This window comes from Bradyrhizobium nitroreducens (assembly GCF_002776695.1).
Lineage (GTDB): Bacteria > Pseudomonadota > Alphaproteobacteria > Rhizobiales > Xanthobacteraceae > Bradyrhizobium > Bradyrhizobium nitroreducens.
In genome coordinates this window covers 5285628-5306623 of sequence record NZ_LFJC01000003.1, presented here as the reverse complement: position 1 = coordinate 5306623, position 20996 = coordinate 5285628, and the positions used below count along the sequence as shown (strand labels likewise).

Genomic DNA, 20996 nt, shown 5'->3' with positions numbered 1-20996 from the left:
CACCGGAATTACTCGCCCGTGCCAGACACCAACGAGCAGGATTCGGCTATTGCCTTCGGGCCCTTCCGCTTGTTCGCAAAATCGCGATTGCTCGAAAAGGACGGCGTCCCGCATCATCTCGGCGGCCGCGCGCTCGATATCCTGATCTGCCTCGCCGAGCGAGCCGGCGAGGTCGTCGACAAGCGGGAGTTGATCAAGCGCGTCTGGGCCGACGTGAATGTCGACGAAGGCAGCCTGCGTTTCCACATCACGACGTTGCGCAAGGCCTTGAACGATAAGGCCTCGGGCGATGCCGGCGAAGGTTCCCGCTACGTGATCAACGTCCCCGGACGCGGCTATTGCTTCGCGGCTCCGCTGCTCCGGGCCGCGCCACCGGAGATCCGGACCGGCGATCCCGCCGCTTCGCCCCGCTCGCTGCCGGCGCCGCTCGCCAAGATGATCGGGCGTGACGACGCGGTCGCGAAGATTTCCGCCGAGCTTGCGCTGCATCGTTTCGTCACAATCGTCGGCCCGGGCGGAATCGGCAAGACGTCGGTCGCACTTGCCGTCGCGCATGCCGAGCTTGCAGCCTTCGATGGCCAGGTGCGTTTCGTCGACTTCGGCGCGCTGACGGATGTCAGGCTCGTTCCGGGCACGATCGCGGCCGCGCTCGGCCTCACCGTCAATTCCGACGACCCGGTGCCGGGCTTGCTGACCTTCCTGCGCAGCCGGCGGATGCTGCTGGTGTTCGACAGCTGCGAGCACATCCTCGACGAGCTCGCCCCTCTGGCCGAGCGCCTCGTGCTGGAGGCGCCGGGGCTGCATATCCTGGCCACCAGCCGGGAATCCCTTCGCACCGAAGGTGAGCGCGTCCATCGGCTGTTTCCGCTGGATTGCCCGCCGCAGCGCGACGGGCTCGGCATCGCCGATATCCTTGCCTATCCCGCAAGCCAGCTCTTCGTGGAACGCATTGCGGAGAGCCTGAGCGAATTCGAGCTCAGCGAGGAGGATGCCCCGCTGGTCGCCGAGATCTGTCGGCGGCTGGACGGCATTGCGCTCGCGATCGAGCTCGCAGCCGGACGTGTCAACGCCTATGGCATAGCGGGAACCGCCTCGCTGCTGGACGGCCGGTTCTCGCTGCTGTGGCGGGGACGGCGCACCGCGATTCCGCGGCACCAGACCCTGAGCGCGGCGCTGGCCTGGAGCTACGATCTGCTGCCCTCGGCCGAAAGTGCGACGCTGCGCGGATTGTCGGTGTTCGTCGGGCCGTTCACGCTGGAGGCCGCGCTGGCCGTCGCGTCCTGCCAGGACATCAGCGAGCCCGAGGCGGTGGAAGCGATCTCGAACCTGCTCTCCAAATCGCTGATTGCGACCTCACCCGCGGAGCGTCGGCTGCGCTATCGCCTGCTCGACACCACCCGCGCCTTCGTCGCCGACAAGCTCGCCGAGAACGGGGAAACGGACCGCGTCGCGCGCGCCCATGCCGAATATTTCCGCGATTTCCTGCGCGACATCGCGCTCAAATCCACGGGCATGCAGAGCGCGGGCGGTTTCCTCCCCTACGCGGACCATCTGCCCAATGTCCGGGCCGCGCTGAGCTGGAGCTTTTCGGACGGCGGCGATCGGGCGATCGGGGTCGATCTTGCGGCTTCGGCCGCCCAGTTCTTCCTCGAGCTGACCTTGCTGACGGAGTGCTATCGCTGGACCCAGCAGGCCCTTGCTTCGCTCGAAACCGACACGATCGACAGCCGTCAGGAGATGACGCTGCAGGCCGCGCTCGGCGTCTCCGTGATGTTCACGCAGGGCAATACCGAAGCGGTTCGCACGGCATTCACGCGCAGTCTCCAGCTTGCCCGGGAGCTCGAGGACCTGCACTGGCAGCTCTGGCTGCTGCGCGGATTGCATATCTACCTGACCAGGGTCGGAGATTTTCACGGTGCGCTCGGCACCGGCGAGCAGGGTGAGAGCGTCGCGCGAAAGCTGAACGACCCCGCCAGCACGCTGAACGTGGAATGGATGCTCGGTGTCGCGCATCATTTGATCGGCAACCAGGACAAGGCCGTGCAGTTCTGCGCGAGCGCGATGGTGCATAATCCCGGCTCGCAGCGGCTGAATATCGGGCATCTTGGCTACGACGACCGCATCGTCGCCCTGGTGGCGCTGGCGCGCGGACTGTGGCTGACGGGCCGGCCCGGGCGTGCGATCGAGGCGGCGCGATACACGGTGCGCGAGGCCGAACTGCTCGAACAGCCGCTCACGCTCGGCATCTCCCTGATCTGGACGATCTACGTGTTCCTCTGGGTCGGCGACTGGGCCAACGCCGAAATTCTGATCGAGCGGCTGATCGATCATTCCGCGCGGCACTTCCTCGGCCCCTATCACGCGGTCGGCATCGGCCAGAAGGGCGAGCTGCTGCTGCGACGCGGCGACGTTGACGGGGGCATCGAGCACCTCCGCCGCAGCCAGGCCACGCTCTTGGCAACACGGCATCGGATCATGACAACGGTGTTTGCGACGGCGCTTGCGGAGGGTCTCGCCTCCCAGAACCAGCCCGACGAGGCCCTGCAGACGATCAATGAGGCCATTGCCCAGATCCCCGATCACGGCGAATCCTTTGACATGCCGGAAATGCTCCGGATCAAGGCCGACATCCTCGCCGGGTTGGGCAACGCCGCGGAAGCCGAGAGCACCTTGCGCAAATCGCTCGATCTATCCCGGCGCCAATACGCGGTCGGCTGGGAGCTCCGCGGGGCGATCAGCCTCAGCCGGATCTGGCAGCGGGCGGGCAAGGCCGGCGACGCGCGCGCCCTGCTCACCCCGCTCGTCGCACGGTACGAGGAGGGCTTCGAGACGCGCGATCTGATCGCCGCCAAGGCGTTGCTGGTCGCCCTGAATTGAGAGCATCTTCAACGAGATACCGCCATCCCGCCCGCTCGCAACTCCTAACAACTTCTAACACGCCAAGCCGCATCGGCCCCGCCATGGTGGAAACGCTGCACGGTGGATATGGCGGGACATGGCGCTTCTTGATGATGTGATCGATGCCAGCGGTGGATTGGCCCGCTGGAACAGCTTGAACCGGTTCACGCTCCACCTTTCCGTTGGCGGAACGCTATTTTCCAACGCAGGACATGCCGGGGAATTCAAGGACGTGACGGCAGAGGGCTCGCCCCGGACGCAGTCGGTCCGCTTTACCGGCATTACCGGCGGTGAATATTCCGGCTCCTTTCAACCCGACGCGGTCACCATCGAGAGCCCGGATGGCGCAGTCCTGCGGACCTGGCGCAACCCGAGCCTCGCGTTCCCCGAAGCCAGCCCACCTGCGCTCGCGGACGAGCTGCATCTCGTCTTCTTCTGCGGCGTGACGATCTGGAACTATCTGACCAACCCGTTCCTGCTCGCCCATGAGGATGTCGTGGTGGAAGAGCTGCCGCCCTGGCAAGAGGGCACCGAAACGTGGCGGCGGCTGCGTGCGCGATTCCCCTCGCACATCATCACGCTCGCGCCGGAGCAGATCTTCTATTTCGACGAGAGCGCCTTGCAGCGGCGCACGGATCACGATCTCTTCGGAATGAAGGTCGCGCACTCCTCCTGGGCTCACGACAGCTTCGGCGGCATCGTGGTGCCGACGCTTCGACGCATTCAGACGTTGCGGCCAGACGGAACCGTGGTCGCCAGGCCCGTGCTCATGGACGTCGAGATCTTCGACGCCGTGTTCGAATAACGGCGACGCGCGCGAGCCTGACGACGGCCCGCTCTCAACGTCTAACAACACATAACGAGCCAACGGACTGCCTTGGGTGCAGATTGCGCACGCGCGCATCAAACGAGCTGCTCGCACGAGGCAAGCGGACGCATCTTCAGGCCGGAACGCGTCGTTCGGCAAATGCAGACAAGGGAGACAGTCATGAAAGTACTGATGGTTCTCACGTCCCACGATCAACTCGGCGACACCGGACGCAAGACCGGCTTCTGGCTCGAAGAGCTCGCGGCCCCCTATTATGTCTTCAAGGACGCCGGCGCGGAGATCACGCTGGTCTCGCCCAAGGGCGGCCGTCCACCGCTCGACCCCAAGAGCAACGAGCCGGAGTTCCGCACCGACCTGACGCTCCGCTTCGAGGCCGATGCGGCTGCGGAAGCGCAGCTCGACAAGACGCTTCGCCTCGACAGCGTCAGGCAGGAGGAGTTCGACACGCTGTTCTATCCCGGCGGCCACGGCCCGATGTGGGACCTCGCCGAAGACCCCGCCTCAGTCAAGCTGATCGAGTCTTTCTTCGCCGCCGGCAAGCATGTCGCCATCGTCTGTCACTCCCCGGCCGCGCTGCGCCACGTCAAAACGCCTGACGGCAAGCCGCTGGTGCAGGGCAAGGAGGTGACCGGCTTCACCAACGGCGAAGAGGAGGCGGTCGGCCTCACCAAGGTGGTGCCGTTCCTGGTCGAAGACGAAATGCTGCGCCTTGGCGCCACCTTCTCGAAAAAGGCCAACTGGACGCCCCACGTCGTCAGCGACGGCCTGCTGATCACGGGCCAGAACCCGCATTCCTCGGGTCCGGCCGCCCAAACCCTGCTGGCTGCTCTCAGGGGCAAGCAGATGGCGAAGGCATCATAGATTTTCGGACGTGACGCATCTCAGGAGGCGTCCCGCAATGGCGCCTCCTGGCACCGCGCGAGCGCGCGATTGGCACTTTCGACGCACTGACACGACGTGCCGGAGCGATGACATGAATATCCCAGCTGCACTTGCCCTCTCGGCCGCAATGGCCGGCGCCATCGTACAGGCCTCGGCACAGGACCTGCGATCGAGCCGGCGTTCGATCAGCTACCACACCGTCGAAGTCCGGGGCCTCGAGATCTTCTACCGCGAGGCCGGCCCCGCCGACGCCCCGACCGTGCTGCTGCTGCACGGCTTTCCCTCCTCGTCGCGGATGTGGGAGCCTCTGCTGCCGCTGCTCGCCGACAAATATCACGTGATCGCACCTGATTATCCCGGCTTCGGCAACAGCAGCGCGCCGCCGCCATCCGCCTTCAGCTACACGTTCGACAACGTCGCGAGCATCATCGGCGAGCTCACGACGAAGCTCGGACTGGGCAAGCATGTCCTGTTCATGCAGGACTATGGCGGTCCCATCGGCTTCCGCATGGCGCTCGCGCACCCCGAGCGCGTGCGCGGCATTGTCATCCAGAATGCGGTGTCGCACGAACAGGGCTTGAGCCCGCTCTGGGAAGCGCGTCGTAAATATTGGGCCGACCCGGCCCGAGAGCTCGAGGCGCTCAAGGCCAATTTCACCTCGCTGGAGGCGACACGGCTGCGGCACATCGGCTCCAGCCCGCATCCCGAGCGTTACGATCCCGACAGCTGGACGGACGAATATGCGTTTCTGACGCGTCCGGGCCAGACCGAGATCCAGACCACGCTGTTCCTGGATTACCGGACCAACGTTGCCTCCTATCCGAAATGGCAGGACTGGCTGCGCAAGACGCGGCCGCCGACACTGGTTGTCTGGGGCAAATACGATCCGTCCTTCACCGTCGCCGGCGCCGCCGCCTATCGCGACGACGTGCCGGATGCCGAGGTACACATCCTCGATGCGGGTCACTTCGCGCTCGATGAAGCCACTGACGAGATCGCCTGGCTCGTCCGCGACTTTCTCGTACGGCTGGATGGACGCAAGTACTGATCCCTCGCTTCGATGCAATCAGTCAGGCTGATCCAGCATCAGCCGCGCCGCCCTGAGATCGGCGGTCTCGAAACCCTCGGAGAAGCGGCCGTAGGTGCTGGCGAGTGCTCCGAGCGGATCCGGCACGCCCTGCCGCTTCCGAAGCCGTGCCAGCGACATCTCGGTCCGCAATCGCCAGGACAATGCGCCCTGTTGCTCGGCAAGCGCGGCCGACGCGACGAAATCGGCTTCGGCAGCCTTGAGGTTGCCGCCATGCACCTCGAACTCTCCCCGCAGACGGAGCAGCTCCGGCATGTCGAAGGCGCCGCCTTCCTGCTCGAGCCGCGCAATGGTCTCGTGCAGCACCTCGCGCGCTTCCGGCAGCCGCCCCAGGGCGACCAGCCCCTGCGCGAGATCCGCGGCGAACGCCGATGCATAGAGCTCGTAGCGATCGGCATGCAGGCGCGCAAGCGCACCCCGCAACAGCTCGATGCCCCCCGTCGCCTTGCCGCGGGCGATCATGGTCTGCGCCCGAAAGCCGGTCGCGACGGCCTCGTAAGGCACCAGCCCGTGCACGCTCGCATGCGCTGCCAGGCGGGTGGTCATGGTCTCGACGGCGGACCAGTCGCCAACCCATCCGAACACCGAGGCGGACCAGCAGAGCGCGATACAATGCATGACCACGTCGCGCGGCGCTGACGCGCCGATCAGCGGATGGACGCATTCGAGCGCACGATCGGGATATCCGCGCAGCCACAACACGCGCGCGAGCGGGATCTGCGGCGTACGCGCATAAGCGAAATGTCCGGGCTCCGTCCCGCGCAGAGCGGCGTCGTCGCGCACGCCCTCGTCGAGATGGGCCTGCGCCGCGGCCTGATCCCCGGCGAGGTGATAGGATACGCCGAGGAGCGCCTTGCTGCCGGCGATCCCTGCGGTGTCGCCGATCAGGCGGGCGATCCGCTCGGCGTGAAGCGCCGTCGGCACCAGATTCCGGTAGCCGCCGGTCCGGCGGTAGAACATGTTCAGCCGCGACAGCAGCCGGAATGTGCTGGCGTGGTCGCCCAGCGCTTCCGCAATCTCCAGCCCACGCCTGAGCGCCGCTTCGGCCTGCGCGCTGTTGCGCTCGGTGAACATGAAGGCGTGACCGAGCGTCGACTGGAGCTCGAGCTCCCACCTTCCGCCCCGGCCGGCGCCGTCGAGAGCGGCAAGGGCGCGATCGGACCAGCTGCGTGCCTCGTTCAGCAGATTGAGCTCGACGAACAGCCTTGCGCAGCTGCCGGCGAGCGGAACGCGCAAATCGGCGCCCGCATCGTTGACGAAGCTCCATTCCAGCGCGGCACGCGCATCGGCGAGCAAACCCGCCCGTTCCTGCGCGCGCGACGCCTGGCCGCTGCCGCCGATCTCTCCCATGCCGGCTTCGAGCGTGCTCTGAACGAACAGGGCGTGCCGTCGCGCGGTCGCATCCATCTGGCCGCCATCGGCCAGCTTCTGCATGGCGTAGGCCCGCGTCACATCCAACAGGCGATAGCGCCGCGATGCGCCGTCCGGCTGCGAGGACACCAGCGACTTGGCCACGAGCTGCTCCAGCGCATGGACGACGCGATCTTCCGGCATCTCCTCCGCCGCGGCCACCGCGATCGCCCCCTTCAACGTGAAGTGGCCTGCGAAGACGGCGAGCCGCTGAAACACGATGCGCTCGCTCTCGCCGATCAGACCGAAGCTCCAGTCGAGCGTGGCAGCGAGCGTCTGCTGCCGCAGGGGCGCCGTCCTCCGTCCGCGCCATTCGAGCTGCGGATGGCCGTCGAGCAGCGCCGCCATCTCGCGCAGCCCGTAAAGACCGACGCGCGCGGCGGCGAGCTCGATCGCGAGCGCGATGCCGTCGAGCTTGCCGCAGATCCGGACCAGGACTTCCGCATCCTCCTCGGTGAGGTCGTCCCGATGGCCCGCCGCAACCGCGCGGTCCACGAACAGACGCGCCGCCGGATAGTTCAGCACCTCGCCGGCGCTGAGGCGGGCATCCTGCGGCGGACCGGGCAGCGGAACCAGATCGAAGATCTTCTCGCCCTCCACCAGCAACGACTCGCGGCTGGTTGCGAGGATGGCGACGCCGGGCGCCTCACGGTAGATGTCTTCTGCAAGGCGCGCGGCCTCGTCGATGACATGCTCGCAGCTGTCGAGCACGAGAAGCAGCCGCCGCCCGCGCAAAAAGTTGAGGATGCTGCCCGAGGGATCGTTGTGGTGCACGACGAGACCCAATGCAGCCGCAACCGTGCTCGAAACCAGCGCGGCGTCCTTCAATGGTCCGAATTCGAGGAAATGCACGTTGCCATCGAACGTGTCGCACATCTCATGCGCAAGGGCGGTTGCGATGGTGGTCTTGCCGATGCCGCCCGGCCCGCGCAGCGTGACGAAGCGATCGCGGAGCAAGCGCGACTCCAGCTCGGCCACGACCTCGTCCCGCCCGATCATCCGGTCCAGCCGATGCGGCAGAGCCGGCGGCGCTGCTTTTTCAGGCGCCTGCGACATCAGCACGGGCGCTTCCGCGCGCTTGCCGTGCCGCACGGGCGCGACAAAGCAATAGCCCCGGCCCGGGATGTTGGTGATGTAACGGGTCCCGTCCTTGCCATCGCCGAGTGCCTTGCGCAGCTCCGCGACATTGACCCGCAGGTTGATCTCTTCCACGGCGAGTCCGGACCATGCGTAGCCGAGAATCTCGTTCTTCGGCACCACCTCGCCGGCTCGGCTGACGAGCAACCGCAAGATATCCATCGCGCGGCTGCCGAGCTTGACCGGCACGCCGTCCTTCTCCAGCAGCCGAGAGCGCAGCGAAAAGGGCCCGAACGTGACGGTGTCGAGATCAAGGATCGTTCCGGCGTCACCGCTGCGGGCGCCATCTCCTGTCGAGAGCTCGGTCACATCTCGCTCAACTTGACAAATGCTTCATCGAAACGCGGGGCGAATATACAAGGCATCAATGCGAGGTCCAGTGAGGGCGCCGCACGGATCCTCACACCGGTGCTGACCGCCACGCGAGATCCGTGTTCTCCCTCAGACCGGTTCAATCCGCGCAAATATCTGGCAAATTGGACACAATCGGAGCCTGCGGCGGGCTGTCGCACGAGGGTCGCGCGCACAAAATCTAACAGATCCTAATCACCACTAACGAGCGTCCTGGCCAGCTCGCGCCTATCCTCCGAGCATGGAAAGCATTGAGTTTGCGCGTTTGCCGATCGTCGCAAACAGCCGCAAAGCCTGGAGAGGACGAACGATGTCGAGCAACTTGCACCCGGCGCATGCCTGGATCGATCTTCCCGCCGGCGCCCGGGATCACGAGGTTCTTCGCCCCGCACCGGCCATCACCCGGGAAAGCCAGCCCGCGGGAATGGAGCTGCCGCGTGTCAGGGTCAACGCCTTGCCAAAATGGCGGCTGCGGCGGGTCGAGCAATACATCGCGAATCATTTCGACCGCTGCATCAGCCTGGCCGAACTTGCCAATGTCGCCGGCCTGTCCAGGATGCATTTTGCAGCCCAGTTCCGCGCCGCGACCGGCTACCGTCCCCGCGAATATCTGCTGCATCACCGGACCGCGCATGCCAAGATGCTGCTCGCAAACACCGAGCGGCCATTGGCGGAGATCGCGCTGGCGGTCGGCTTCAGCACCCAGGCGCATTTTTCGACCGTCTTCAAGCGCATCAGTGGCGAGTCTCCGGCGCGCTGGCGCCTTGCCAGCAAGGGTGATCGGCCCACGGTCGAAGCTCCCTCATCGCGTCGTCCTGCCCCTGAGCGGGATTGGATGGCCAGCGCAGCCGCTTGAATGTATCGGCCGGCTCGCGCCCTCTCCTCCCGGGCCTGCGAGCTTCTCGGGGCCGCCCTGATCCCACACAGGACGGCCCCTCTTTTTTGCTTTGCCCCATGTCTTGCTTTGCGCCATGTCAGCGGCGCGGAGCCGGGGCACGAGAGCGTAATACTGACTCTGCCCTAAGCCGGATCGAACGCACGAATCGGCGGCAGATTGCCGGTGAACTTCTCCACCTCGACCGTCGTCAGCTGACCAGTACAGCCCTGCGCCAGGGATGAGGTGCCGATGTCGCGAGTAAGCACGTTTGGATTGCCGTGCACGCAGAGCGGCGCCTCGTCCTCGGGATCCATCGGATCGTACCAGGCGCCGGTCGGAAGCTGCACGACACCGACCGCGATGCCGTCGGTGACGTGGACCGCGGCAAGGCAGGCGCCGCGCGCGTTGAACAGGCGGATGATGTCGCCGTCCCTGATGCCGCGCGCGTTGGCGTCAACAGGGTTCATGCGCGCGACCTCGCGGCCGCGATGTTTCGCAGCAAGCGAATGCCCGCCGAAATCGAGCTGGCTGTGCAGGCGCGTCACCGGCTGGTTGGCGACGAGGAAGCACGGCGCACCAGGTTTGGGCATGTCGGACTTCTCCAGCCAGACCGGATGGCCCGGACAATCCGCATCGCCATGGCCGGCGATCTTGGCTGAGAAGATCTCGATGCGACCGCTCGGTGTTGGCAGCGCGTGATTGACCGGATCTTCACGAAAACGACGCAACCGGCCGCCGTCGTCGGGCTGCTGCGGCACGACGAGACTGCCACGCTGCCAGAATTCTTCGAAGCTTGGGGCCTCCAAGCCGCGCTTCGCAAGCGAGGCGCGGGTCGGCTCGTACAGATGCTCCAGCCATTGCCGCGACGTACGTCCCTCGGTGAAGGGCTCGCGCGCGCCGAGACGCTCGGCAAGATCGGCGAAGATGTCGTAATCGTCGCGCGCAAGGCCGAACGGCTCGGCGACCTGATGCATCGCGACCATCAGGGGATCGTTGGTGGAATAGCCGATGTCCTCGCGCTCCAGCGTCATCGTCGCGGGCAGCACGATGTCGGCGTGACGCGCCGTCGCGGTCCAGGCGAGCTCGTGCACGACGAAGGTGTCGAGTTGGGCAAAGGCCTTGCGCAGGCGGTTGATGTCCTGGTGATGGTGGAACGGATTGCCGCCGGCCCAGTAGACGAGGCGGATGTCCGGATAGGTGCGCGTCTCACCGTTGTAGCGATAGGTCGTGCCGGGATTGAGCAGCATGTCGGCGATGCGCGCCACCGGAATGAAATCGGCGACGCCGTTGCGGCCCTGCCCGAGCGTCGGGCCTGGCACGTCGTTGACGCGGCGGCCGTAATAGCCGATCGCCCCCAGCGAATAGGCGTAGCCGCCGCCGGCAAGGCCGATCTGGCCGAGGGCTGCCGCCAGCACCATGCCCATCCACACCGGCTGCTCGCCATGCTCGGCGCGCTGCAGCGAATGCGAGACGGTGATCAGCGCGCGCTTGCCGGCGGCCCGACGCGCCAGCTTGCGGATCGCCTCGGCATCGACGCCCGAGATGGCGGCGGCCCATTCGGCGTGCTTGGGCTGGCCGTCGCTCTCGCCCATGAGATAGCGCAGGAAGACGGGCCAGCCCTCGGTGTAGCGATCGAGGAAGGCCTGATCGTGCAGCCCCTCGGCAACCAGCGTGTGGACGATGCCGAGCATCAGCGCGGTGTCGGTGCCGGGTACGCAGCTCATCCATTCGGCGCCGGCTTCCACCGGCAGGTCGTCGCGCAGCGGGCTGACCAGGACGAAGTCGCAGCCGCGCTTGCGCGCCGCTTCCATCGCGCCGCGCTCGACGTGCTTGCTGATCGAGCCGCCGGCCACCATGGAGTTCTTCAGCGCCATGCCGCCGAAGGCCAGCACGATCTCGGTCTCGGTCGCGATCTGCTCCCAGGTGACGTTGCGCTTGGTGATGTCCTCATAGCCCGCCAGGATCTGCGGCAGCAGCACCGAGGATGCACCCGACGAGTAGGTGTTCACCGACCGCACATAGCCGCCCAGCGCGATGTTGAGGAAGCGATGCACCTGGCTCTGGGCGTGATGAAAGCGGCCCGCGCTCGACCAGCCATAGGAGCCGCCGAACACGGCGCCGGGTCCGCGCGTGTCGCGGATACGGCCGAGCTCGTCGCCGAGCAGGTCGAGGGCCTTCTCCCAGCTGACGGAGACGAACTCGTCGCGGCCGCGGCGATGGTCGGGGCCCGGCCCGCGTTCGAGCCAGCCGCGGCGGATCGCCGGCTGGGCGATGCGCGCCTGGTGGCGGAGTGCGCCCGGAAAATTGCCGATGATGCCGTTGGGATCGGGATCGCCCGCATAGGCCCGGACCTCGAGGCCAGCTGTGCCCTGACGCGCGGAAAACACGCCCCAATGCGAGGTGTGCGGCTTGAAGCCGTCGGACAAGTCCAGACCGGGGTCGGGGAAGCCAATCGTGTCGTCCATGTCTGATCCTCGTTCCGGCGGCGGCCTGCAATCGGGGTGGTACTATACCGATCCGTTGCGGATATCGTCGAGATCAGCCTTGTCGGAAACGCCGGGCTGCCCCGCGCGGAGCCCGGCGGACAGCCGAATCGCGGGGAACGAAGGCCCCGGCAATTTCATTGATGTTGCAGACGGCATGAGCCGGCAAAGCTATTCGGCGCCGGGCAGCTCGTCACCGGTGGCCGCATCACTCGCCGGCGCAGCAATCCACCAACAGCTCCCAGATCCGCTGCGCCTCGCCGCGCTCGTATCTGTCCGGCACCTTCTCCCCATTGCGTTGACCGTAGCCGGCGATGGCGCGGATGTCGCGAGGCACGATCCACCGCTCCGAGATCGGGTCGTACCATTTTCCAATGTTCAGCTCAGTCACGGCGATCAGCTCTCGGATATGATCAACGGTCGAGCGAGGCGCCGGCCGCGGCTTCGTGCGAGCCATTCGGCGAGGCGTCATCCAATTTACCAATCGTGAGCGCCCAGGATCGTTCCCCTCTTGGGCTCATCCCGGCCGGGCCGGATGCTGCGTGCGCGGATGCCGCTCGTGCAGCAGCCGCGCAAGCTCCTCACGCTCGGTCGCGCGTCCCTTCATGGCGGTCTCGAACAGCGCCTCCTGGATGTCGCGCGGCATGTCGCCCCACACATCCATCGCCGCGCGTCCGAGCAGGCCCGCAAGATGATCAACTCCAACACTCATTCGGCTCTCCTGGTCTCACCACGGAATGGAACAGCTGCCAGCGTGGAGCGTTCCAGTGCCATCATTGTGAAAAGGAGGCGTCCCTTATGGGTTTCTTCACCAAGGACATCAAAACGATGGAAGACCTGCTGCTGCATGGGCTGCAGGACATCTATTATGCGGAGCAGCAGATCCTGAAGGCACTGCCCGACATGATCGGGAAAGCGACCAACAGGGACCTCGTCGCCGGCCTGAAAGCGCATCTGGACGAGACCAACAAGCAGGTCGAGCGGCTCGACAAGGTGTTCGCCAAGCTCGGCAAGGAGCCCAGCGGCACGCAGTGCCCGGCGATCGACGGCCTCATCAAGGAAGCCGACGCGACCGCCGGCGAGATCGAGGACAAGGCGGTACTCGACGCCGCAATCGTCGCCAATGCGCAGGCCGTGGAGCACTACGAGATGTGCCGCTACGGCACGCTGATCGCCTGGGCCGAAGAGCTCGGCCACGACGACATCGTGCGCTTCCTCACGACCAATCTCAACGAGGAGAAGGCTGCCAACACCAAGCTGAACACGGTGGCGCTTCGCAAGGGTGTCAACGCCAAGGCGTCGAACGCAGCCTGATCGACGTGCGATCGACACGCGATCCGTCGATCGAGGTTGAGCTCGAGGACCTGGCGGCCCGGCGCGTGGGCCGCCATGGTCTATCGAACTAGACGGCGCCGATCTTCGGCGCCACGCCTTGCATGTCGCCTGCTCGGGCGCGATGGTAGAGGTGCCCCGGCTCTGCCCACAAGAATCCATTCGAGAACGGCACACCGGGATAGGCCGCGGCAAGGCGGCGGTTGCCGCCGTCGGCATCGTCACGCCCGTTCAGCACATCACGAAAGATCCTGGCGATCTCGACCATGTCGCAATCCTGCGGCGACAGGCGCAGCGAGCCGACCTTGCTCTCGTGCAAGAGGCCGGCCTCCCCGAGCAGATTGGCGCAGGTGTGCGACAGGGTCTGCACGCCGTTGATGGTCAGGAAGTCCTGCTGCTCCAGCGTGTTCAGAAGCAGGCCATCCGGGTCCTTCTCGCAGACGAAGCGGCAATTGTCCTTGGCGAGCTTGTGCAGGCGCGCATGATAGCAGCGGGCGGAGATGGCGAGCGGTACCCTGCCGAACGCAAACATTTCGGTCGTGACATCCGGAATGGCCTTCGCGATCGCCGCCACCGAAGCCAGCGGCAATTCCGGCGGCAGGCAGATGCGTTTCGCCCCGTGCGCAACGTGAAAGGCCGCGCTCGCCTCGTTGTAGATGTTGACGAAGGGCCCGATGGCGTGCGGCCGGCCCGCGAGCGCCCTGAGGCAGGTCAGATCATTCACCTCGACCATAGCGCCCTCGACGGCAGCGAGCTCTTCGGTCTGGCGGCGCTCGCGCCGTAGCGAGACCAGGATCAGCGAGCCCAGCAGCACCTGCTTGCCTGCGTTCTGCAACCGCTCGACCACGGCCGGGATGTGGTCTGCGAAGAACGGGGAACGCTTCGAGCAGACGATCTCGCCCACGGATACGACGTCGAGCGGCGCTTCGTCGGCGATCCGAAAATAGAAATCGCGCCAACGCTCCGGCGCCCAATTGTACAGAACTGGACCGAGGCTGAGTTGCATCTTCCGGATCTCACATGTTCGACAAGATTAGCGCCAGGTCTTGCGATAGGCGCCGAGCGTGGAGGCCTGCCCTTCGGTGAACGGCTTCAGGCTCGCGATATCGGCCTCGCTCCCGCTCTCGAGTGCCGCGAGCGCATGACGGAAGTGGCGCACGACGCTTTCGACATAGGCGCGGCCGCGCTGGCGGCCCTCGATCTTGAGCGCGGTCACCCCGGCATCGCGCAAGCCCTTGAGCAGCGTCGTTGCGTCCAGGCTGACAGGGTCCTCGAAAATGTAGCCGGCGCCCTGCGCGGTCGAGAAGCGGCCCTTGCAGAGGGTCGGATAGCCCGCGGGCTCGGTCGCGGCGAACCGGTTGATGGCGAAGCCGCCGAGACTGGACTTGGTCCCCTCCGCCGTCTGTTCGTAAGTGACATGGCTCGGCGGGGAGCAGACGCCCTGCATGTTCGGCGATTTTCCGGTCGCATAGGAGGATAGCGAGCAGCGCCCCTCGGCCATCACGCAGAGGCCGCCGAACACGAAGACTTCGGTCTCGCAGGCGGACTCCCGGGTGATCTCGGCGATCTCCGGCACGCTCAGAACACGCGGCAGCACGACGCGCTTTGCGCCGAAGGTTTCGGCGTAGAAGGCGATGGCATCGGGATTTGCGGCCGCAGCCTGGACCGAGACGTGCAGACGCTGGCTCGGATGGCGCCGCGCCGTGTAGTCCATCAAGCCGATATCGGCGAGGATCAGCGCATCGGCTCCGGCACTCACCGCATCGTCCACCGCGCGATGCCAGATCTCGACGGCGGAGGCGCGCGGGAAGGTGTTGATGGCGACCAGAACCCGCGCACCGCGTCCATGCGCCAGCGCGATGCTCTTGCGCATCTCGTCGCGGCTGAAATTCAGTCCCGGAAAGTTGCGCGCGTTGGTTTCGTCGTTGAAGCCGCAATAGATCGCATCGGCGCCGGCGTCGATCGCACTTCTGAGCGCCGCCGGCGTCCCGGCAGGGCAGATCAGTTCCATCATCTCAACTGCTCGCTTGCCCGGATGAACCGATCAACTGGCCGCGGGCGGCTTCGAAGGCGCGCCTCACCGGCGCGCCCAGCGGGCCGAACAGCGAGGACACTTCAGTGGCGAGATCGAGCTGGGCGTCGTCGATCGCATTGCGCAGCGCCAGCACCGCCTCGACATCGCCCTCGATGACGAGCTCGCGCGAGAACATCAGGGCATCGCCATCGACCCTGCCTTCGAGCAGAGCCAGCAGATTGACGAAGGAAGCCGAGATGCGCGCATCCAGTCCCGACGGCAGATCGCGGACGACGGACAGGCGCGGCGGCTTCGCCTCGACCACGAAGGCAAATGGCAGATCGATCGGCCTGATGCCGAACCGCGCGCGTGCGTGAGGGCCGAGCCGGTCGAATAGTGCAGGGTTGCGCCGATGGATCCGCTGCAGGACACCGCCGAGAACGAGCTGCAACGGCAGCAGCGGCAGGGGACGCATGGCCAACGCGACGAGCGGCGGAATCGTCGGCAATTGGCCGGGCGATGCGGCAGACGGATCATTCATGGCCCCACATCTGGACGGATTGCACGCCGCTGTATTTGAGCGGGAACAATGAAGACCAAAAACAGGCCGGCTAGCTGTGATTTTTTGGGAGCCTGCTCAATTGCAACGTGATGTACCGCGCTTTCGCGACTTGTCCGACTTCCTGCGCTTCATCGAAAGCCGGGGGCAGTTGCGACGCATTCGCGAGAAGGTCTCAGTCGTCCACGAGATCACGGAGATCCACCGGCGTGTGCTTGGGGCACACGGGCCAGCATTATTGTTCGAGCGGCCCGTCAAGGCCGACGGCCGCCCCTCGGAGATGCCGCTCCTCACCAATCTGTTTGGAACGGTGGAGCGGATCGCATGGGGCATGGGGATCGCGCCCGACCGTCTCGAGCAACTCGGCGAGCTGATGGCCGAACTGCGCGCACCGCGACCGCCGCACAGCATCAGGGATGCCTTCGACAAGCTCCCGCTTGCCCGCGCCGCGCTGGCGACGCGCCCGCGCACACGCGCGGCGGCGCCGGTGCAGGACTGCGTCACCATGGGGCCCGACGTCGATCTGGCAAGATTGCCGGTCCAGATCTGCTGGCCGGGCGAGCCGGCACCGCTGATCACCTGGCCACTCGTGATCACCGTGCCGCCGGACTCCGCAACGGCCGACCAGGAGGAGAATGTCGGCGTCTACCGCATGCAAGTGCTCGGCCGCGACCGCGCCATCATCCGCTGGCTCGCGCATCGCGGCGGCGCGCGGCATCACCAGCAATGGAAGGCGATCGGGCGCGACATGCCGGTCGCGATCGTCATCGGCGCCGACCCCGCCACCATCCTCGCCGCGGTGCTGCCGCTGCCCGAGACCATGTCGGAGCTGCGCTTCGCCGGCATCCTGCGCGGCGAACGGCCCGACCTCGCGCCCTGCCTCACGGTGCCCCTCGCGATTCCGGCCGAGGCCGAAATCGTCGTCGAGGGCTTTGTCTCTGCGACCGAAACCGCACCCGAGGGTCCCTATGGCGATCACACCGGATATTACAATTCCGTCGAGGAATTCCCGGTGATGCGGGTGACGGCCATCACCAGCCGGCGTCAGCCCGTCTACCTCTCGACCTTCACGGGCCGGCCGCCGGACGAGCCGTCGCGGATCGGCGAGGCGCTCAACCGCCTGTTCGTGCCGCTGGTCCGTCAGCAATTCCCTGAAGTGACCGACTGCTTTCTGCCGCCGGAAGCGTGCTCCTACCGGATCGCGGTCGCGGCGATCAGGAAGCGCTATCCCGGCCAGGCCCGGCGGCTGATGCTAGGCCTGTGGTCGATGCTGCCGCAGTTCAGTTACACCAAGCTCCTGATCGTGGTCGACGACGACATCGACATCCGCGACTGGCAGGCCGTGATGTGGGCGGTCTCGACGCGCAGCGACGCCTCGCGCGACCTCGTGACGCTCACCGACACGCCGATCGACTATCTCGACTTCGCCTCGCCGAAATCGGGGCTCGGCGGCAAGCTCGGCATCGATGCCACCACGAAGATTCCACCGGAGACGGATCGCGAATGGGGCATTCCGCTGGCCATGGATCCCGCAATCGTCGCGCGCGTCGATGCGATGTGGGCGAGGCTCGGCCTTGCCAGCACGGCGCTGCGCGCGCCGGTCCCGACATGAGCGGGCGGCAAGGCATCGTCGTCGGTATCAGCGGTGCCTCGGGCGCTGCGATCGGCGTGCGCATCGTCGAGCTGCTGGCGGGCAATCCGCACTACGCGGTCCACCTTGTGGTTTCGCCCGCGGCGGAGCGTACGCTAGCCGCGGAAGTGGGGCGCGATGCGCTGGCGCGGCTGCGCGCGCTCGCTTTCCGCCATCACCTTCATTCAGATATCGGCACTGCGATCGCCAGCGGCTCGTTTCCGGTCGCCGGCATGATCGTCGCCCCGTGTTCGATCCGCACGCTCTCGGCCATCGCCTGGGGGCAGCTCGACAACCTTCTGACCCGCGCGGCCGACGTGCAGCTCAAGGAACGGCGCCGGCTGGTGTTGCTGGTTCGCGAGAGCCCGCTGCATCTCGGCCATCTGCGGACGATGCTGCAGGCAACCGAGATCGGCGCGATCATCGCGCCGCCGATGCCGGCCTTCTATCTCAAGCCGCAGTCGCTGGACGAGGTGATCGACCAGATCGCCGCGCGGGCGATCAACCTGCTCGACCTCCCAGAGCTTCGCGCACCCGCAGGGATCTGGTCCGGCCCGGGCTCCGAAGGCGCATAGCCGGCGGCGCAGCTTCAGTCCCGGCCACATCGCCCGATCAGTTCACCTCGGCAAAACCGAGCGACGACTTCACACCCGGCGAGATCATCGAAGGCTGCCAGGGCGGCTCGAACGTCATGGTGACGTCGACCGTATCCACGCCGGGAACCAGGCTCGCGCTGTTGGCGACTCCTTCCTTGAGAAAGGACGCGGCGGGACAGCCGCGTGTGGTCGCCGTCATGGTGATGTGCGCGGCGCCGTCGTCGATGGACACATCATAGACGAAGCCGAGATCGACGATGTTGTGGCCGAGCTCCGGGTCGATCACGACCTTGAGCGCCTGCCTGATCCGGGCGACGAGGTCCTCATCATCGATCGTCATGCCTGCACCCTCACCGTCAGTTGATAGAATTCGTTCTGCGGCGTGAAGCCGCCGCGCCATTGATGGCCGCGCTTGGTCAGCTCCCGGAACAGGAAGACCGGCTCCCGGCTGAGCAAGGCGTGGAGCGTCTGGCCCGGTGCGAGCCGTTCCAGCGCCGCCAGAATCCGAACCATCGGCTCCGGCGGATCGAGGTCGCGATTGTCGAGACGAACCGCGGGCTCCGGCCAATCGTCATCGTTCGGCGCAGCAGAAGCTGGCCCGGCCGCTTCGACCGAGCCATCGTCCGGCATGAAGCGGATCTCCCATTCGCCGCCTTCGAGCTCGGCTTCCCGATGCGCAAAGCCCTTGCTCGCCATGACGTCGAACAGAGGAATCGGCTTGAAGGGCGCGTAGAGCCGCAGTCCCTCCCCGGGCGAGAGCCGCGCGAGAGCGGCCATGATGATCGAGAACGGCTCGCCGCCTGCGCGCAGGATCGGCCGGACATCGACGTCGATGAATTCGGTCATTGCAGTCTCCTTTCAATTCCGCGAGACCAGGAGGTGAGGCGCGGCTGCTCCCGTCGGCAGGCGCAGCGGCTCCGCCACGTCCGCAAGCCGCCTTGCCCTGATGAACTCCTCGCTCAGGCCAAGCGTAGCGAGCGTCACCACCGCCACGGCGAGACGGAAGCCGAGTGCCGCGTCGACCAAAAGCATCAGCGTCGCCATCCAGCTTCCGGCAAAGAACAGCACGAACCATTTCAACGCGCGGCGCTCGGCAACGAGATCCTGCACGCGAGGCGTCGGTACCCTGCCCATCACCGGACCGTAGGTCTCGAGCCAGGTCAGGAACGGCACGATCTTGTAGAGATTGGCGAGCACAAGGCCCGTGAGCCAGCCGAACGCGACCAGAAAGGCGAGCGCTCCGACATGGGACGCGAAAGAGCCGGCCGCAACGAACGCGGCACTGAGCATCGCTGCGGCGACGAAGCTCGCCAGCGCAACGAGACTCATGCGCGTGTTGAGCTCGAGCGCACGGCGCTTGCGGGCTCTGTAAAGGCCGAGCACGTCACGGCCGTGGGCGGCGAGCGACAGCAGCGCCGCTGCCGCCGCCAGCAGCAGCGTCAGATTGAGGCCCGTCATGCGCCAGAGTGCGAGCACGCCGCCGACCAGCCCGACAGCCAGCGCGGTGATGCCGGCAAGCCAGGCGAGCCGGCCGAGTCGCGCATCGCTATCGGGCGCGAGCATGAACATCGCGAGCAGGCGATAGCTGACGCCCATGGCCGTGAATGTCAGCCATCCGCCAAGCCCCGCGAGCGCGTGAATCGGCACGCCCGAGACCAGCAGGTCCGGCCATTGCGCACCGATGGCAGTTCCGGACAGCACCAGCGAGAACAGGCCGCCGAAGCTCGCCGTGACGCAGATGCAGGCAAGCCCGGTTGCGACGAACCGCGCCGGCCCCGGCAAGGGACGCGCCGACCAGAGCGTCATGCCGAGATTGGCTACGACCAGGGCGAAACCGGCGATCAGCAGGCTGGCGCCGACGGGAAGCAGCCAGCGTGGCCCGTTGAGGTGTCCGCCCAGTGTGAGAAAGCCTGCGAGCAGAACACTCAGGCCAAGCGTCAGCAGCACCAGAGCCGGCAACGTCCAGCGCTCCGCATAAAGCGGCCTTGCGACCAGCACCGGCACGAACTGGAACAGCGCGCCACACAGGGCCGTGCTCAACCAGCCGATGGTCACGATGTGAACGACGACGAGCGTGTCCGGACCGTCGATGTCGTGATTCGGAAAACCGAAGCCGGCGACGATCAACACTTCCGCGAGCAGCAGCCAGGCGATCGCGACCGCGAAGTAGCTGATAGCCCATCTAAAGAGGCTGGTTCCGATCACGGCTTCCTTCCCATCGCCCGCGCACGACGCCCCATGTCGGCACTCGACAACGGTAAGTGGCTGCAGTCGCTACCACGTTGTCGAGGCGCAAACTCCGGCGCCTTTCACGACAATGGGATCGGCACCGGCGCGGAGGCCCTGGAAGCATTGACGCAGCGCAAGAGAACGGCCCGCGGCGCTGATATTCAGGCCTTCAATCAGCAGGGAATGGTCCGGATGACGCTGAAGAATTGGTGTGCGGTGCTGGCGATTTCGGCGGGTGCGGTGACCTCGGCGATGGCCCAATCCAGCCTTGCCCCCTCGCCGAATGCAAAACAGGATGCACCTCGTCTCGTCGAGGTCATGAGCATGGCGCAGCTTCAACACCTCAAGCTTTGGTATGCAGGCAAGGCGAAGAACTGGGACCTCGCGGCGTACGAGTTGCGGCAGTTGACCAATAGCCTCGCCGAAGCCGCGATATTCTACCCTTCTATTCCCATCAGCAACGTGACCACGATGAAGGAGCCGCTGCTCTCGGTCGCCGACGCGATCGCAGCGGGGGATGATCGCAAATTCGCCGTGTCCATGCGCGGGCTGACCGATGGCTGCAATGCCTGTCACAGCTCGATGGGCCGCGGCTTCATTGCCATCGGCGTGCCGAACGGCGGACAACCGCCCGCCAATCAGATCTTTTCGCCGTCCGGAAACGGCCGGAAAAAGTGATACG

18 protein-coding genes and 1 pseudogene are annotated in these 20996 nt (G+C 66.1%); 9 read left to right on the top strand and 10 right to left on the bottom strand.

The window, feature by feature from the left end:
* Nucleotides 1-18: 18 nt before the first annotated feature.
* From TSA1_RS25580 to TSA1_RS25565, 4 genes are all read left to right on the top strand, one after another.
* Entirely contained in the window at nt 19-2877 is a 2859-nt protein-coding gene (locus tag TSA1_RS25580) for an ATP-binding protein (RefSeq protein WP_100178745.1), read from the top strand.
* A gap of 118 nt (nt 2878-2995) precedes the next feature.
* Nucleotides 2996-3703 (top strand): hypothetical protein, encoded by a 708-nt coding sequence (locus TSA1_RS25575; RefSeq protein WP_100178744.1) that lies wholly within the window; start codon nt 2996-2998, stop codon nt 3701-3703.
* Nucleotides 3704-3886: 183 nt separating this feature from the next.
* Nucleotides 3887-4588 (top strand): type 1 glutamine amidotransferase domain-containing protein, encoded by a 702-nt coding sequence (locus TSA1_RS25570; protein ID WP_100178743.1) that lies wholly within the window; start codon nt 3887-3889, stop codon nt 4586-4588.
* Between the two features lie 112 nt (nt 4589-4700).
* Nucleotides 4701-5657: an alpha/beta fold hydrolase gene (locus TSA1_RS25565; RefSeq protein WP_100178742.1), complete on the top strand. Its 957-nt coding sequence runs from the start codon at nt 4701-4703 to the stop codon at nt 5655-5657.
* Between the two features lie 18 nt (nt 5658-5675).
* Here TSA1_RS25565 and TSA1_RS25560 read toward each other — a convergent pair whose 3' ends face one another.
* Entirely contained in the window at nt 5676-8552 is a 2877-nt protein-coding gene (locus TSA1_RS25560; protein ID WP_100178741.1) for an ATP-binding protein, read from the bottom strand.
* Between the two features lie 466 nt (nt 8553-9018).
* Here TSA1_RS25560 and TSA1_RS25555 point away from each other — a divergent pair.
* Nucleotides 9019-9450, top strand: a pseudogene (locus tag TSA1_RS25555) (helix-turn-helix domain-containing protein); the annotation flags it as partial.
* A 164-nt stretch (nt 9451-9614) separates the two neighbouring features.
* Here TSA1_RS25555 and TSA1_RS25550 read toward each other — a convergent pair.
* From TSA1_RS25550 to TSA1_RS25540, 3 genes are all read right to left on the bottom strand, one after another.
* Nucleotides 9615-11936, bottom strand: a complete 2322-nt coding sequence (locus tag TSA1_RS25550) for a molybdopterin guanine dinucleotide-containing S/N-oxide reductase (RefSeq protein ID WP_100178739.1) — start codon at nt 11934-11936, stop codon at nt 9615-9617.
* Between the two features lie 226 nt (nt 11937-12162).
* Nucleotides 12163-12345, bottom strand: a complete 183-nt coding sequence (locus tag TSA1_RS25545) for a hypothetical protein (protein WP_145984367.1) — start codon at nt 12343-12345, stop codon at nt 12163-12165.
* A 126-nt stretch (nt 12346-12471) separates the two neighbouring features.
* Nucleotides 12472-12666, bottom strand: coding sequence for a hypothetical protein (locus tag TSA1_RS25540; protein WP_100178737.1), 195 nt, complete (start codon nt 12664-12666; stop codon nt 12472-12474).
* A gap of 86 nt (nt 12667-12752) precedes the next feature.
* Here TSA1_RS25540 and TSA1_RS25535 point away from each other — a divergent pair, with 86 nt between their 5' ends.
* On the top strand, nt 12753-13268 hold the full coding sequence (locus TSA1_RS25535) for a YciE/YciF ferroxidase family protein (protein WP_100178736.1): 516 nt from the start codon (nt 12753-12755) through the stop codon (nt 13266-13268).
* A gap of 88 nt (nt 13269-13356) precedes the next feature.
* Here TSA1_RS25535 and ubiV read toward each other — a convergent pair whose 3' ends face one another.
* From ubiV to ubiT, 3 genes are read right to left on the bottom strand one after another with little or no spacing between them, the layout of a single operon-like run.
* Nucleotides 13357-14292, bottom strand: a complete 936-nt coding sequence (gene ubiV, locus TSA1_RS25530; protein ID WP_100178735.1) for a ubiquinone anaerobic biosynthesis protein UbiV — start codon at nt 14290-14292, stop codon at nt 13357-13359.
* Nucleotides 14293-14319: 27 nt separating this feature from the next.
* On the bottom strand, nt 14320-15297 hold the full coding sequence (gene ubiU / locus TSA1_RS25525) for a ubiquinone anaerobic biosynthesis protein UbiU (protein WP_174719338.1): 978 nt from the start codon (nt 15295-15297) through the stop codon (nt 14320-14322).
* A 4-nt stretch (nt 15298-15301) separates the two neighbouring features.
* Nucleotides 15302-15841, bottom strand: coding sequence for a ubiquinone anaerobic biosynthesis accessory factor UbiT (gene ubiT, locus TSA1_RS25520; RefSeq protein WP_100178733.1), 540 nt, complete (start codon nt 15839-15841; stop codon nt 15302-15304).
* Nucleotides 15842-15941: 100 nt separating this feature from the next.
* On the opposite strand from ubiT, the gene TSA1_RS25515 reads away from it, so the two are divergent.
* The gene (locus TSA1_RS25515) at nt 15942-17471 is read left to right on the top strand and encodes a UbiD family decarboxylase (RefSeq protein WP_174719066.1); all 1530 of its coding nucleotides are present in this window, start codon (nt 15942-15944) and stop codon (nt 17469-17471) included.
* Complete coding sequence (locus TSA1_RS25510; RefSeq protein WP_100178731.1) at nt 17468-18064, top strand: UbiX family flavin prenyltransferase; 597 nt, start codon at nt 17468-17470, stop codon at nt 18062-18064. Before TSA1_RS25515 ends, TSA1_RS25510 begins: the two co-directional genes overlap by 4 nt.
* Nucleotides 18065-18101: 37 nt before the next feature.
* Here the strand turns inward: TSA1_RS25510 and TSA1_RS25505 are convergent, their stop codons facing one another.
* Genes TSA1_RS25505 through TSA1_RS25495 form a run of 3 tightly spaced genes read right to left on the bottom strand, consistent with a single transcriptional unit; the run spans nt 18102 to nt 20290 of the window.
* Nucleotides 18102-18425, bottom strand: coding sequence for a metal-sulfur cluster assembly factor (locus tag TSA1_RS25505; RefSeq protein ID WP_100178730.1), 324 nt, complete (start codon nt 18423-18425; stop codon nt 18102-18104).
* Nucleotides 18422-18931 (bottom strand): DUF2249 domain-containing protein, encoded by a 510-nt coding sequence (locus TSA1_RS25500; protein WP_100178729.1) that lies wholly within the window; start codon nt 18929-18931, stop codon nt 18422-18424. Before TSA1_RS25500 ends, TSA1_RS25505 begins: the two co-directional genes overlap by 4 nt.
* Nucleotides 18932-18943: 12 nt before the next feature.
* Nucleotides 18944-20290, bottom strand: coding sequence for a hypothetical protein (locus TSA1_RS25495; protein ID WP_174719065.1), 1347 nt, complete (start codon nt 20288-20290; stop codon nt 18944-18946).
* A gap of 33 nt (nt 20291-20323) precedes the next feature.
* Between TSA1_RS25495 and TSA1_RS25490 the strand changes: the two genes are divergently transcribed.
* The gene (locus TSA1_RS25490) at nt 20324-20992 is read left to right on the top strand and encodes a hypothetical protein (RefSeq protein ID WP_347338554.1); all 669 of its coding nucleotides are present in this window, start codon (nt 20324-20326) and stop codon (nt 20990-20992) included.
* The last annotated feature ends 4 nt before the right edge of the window (nt 20993-20996 follow it).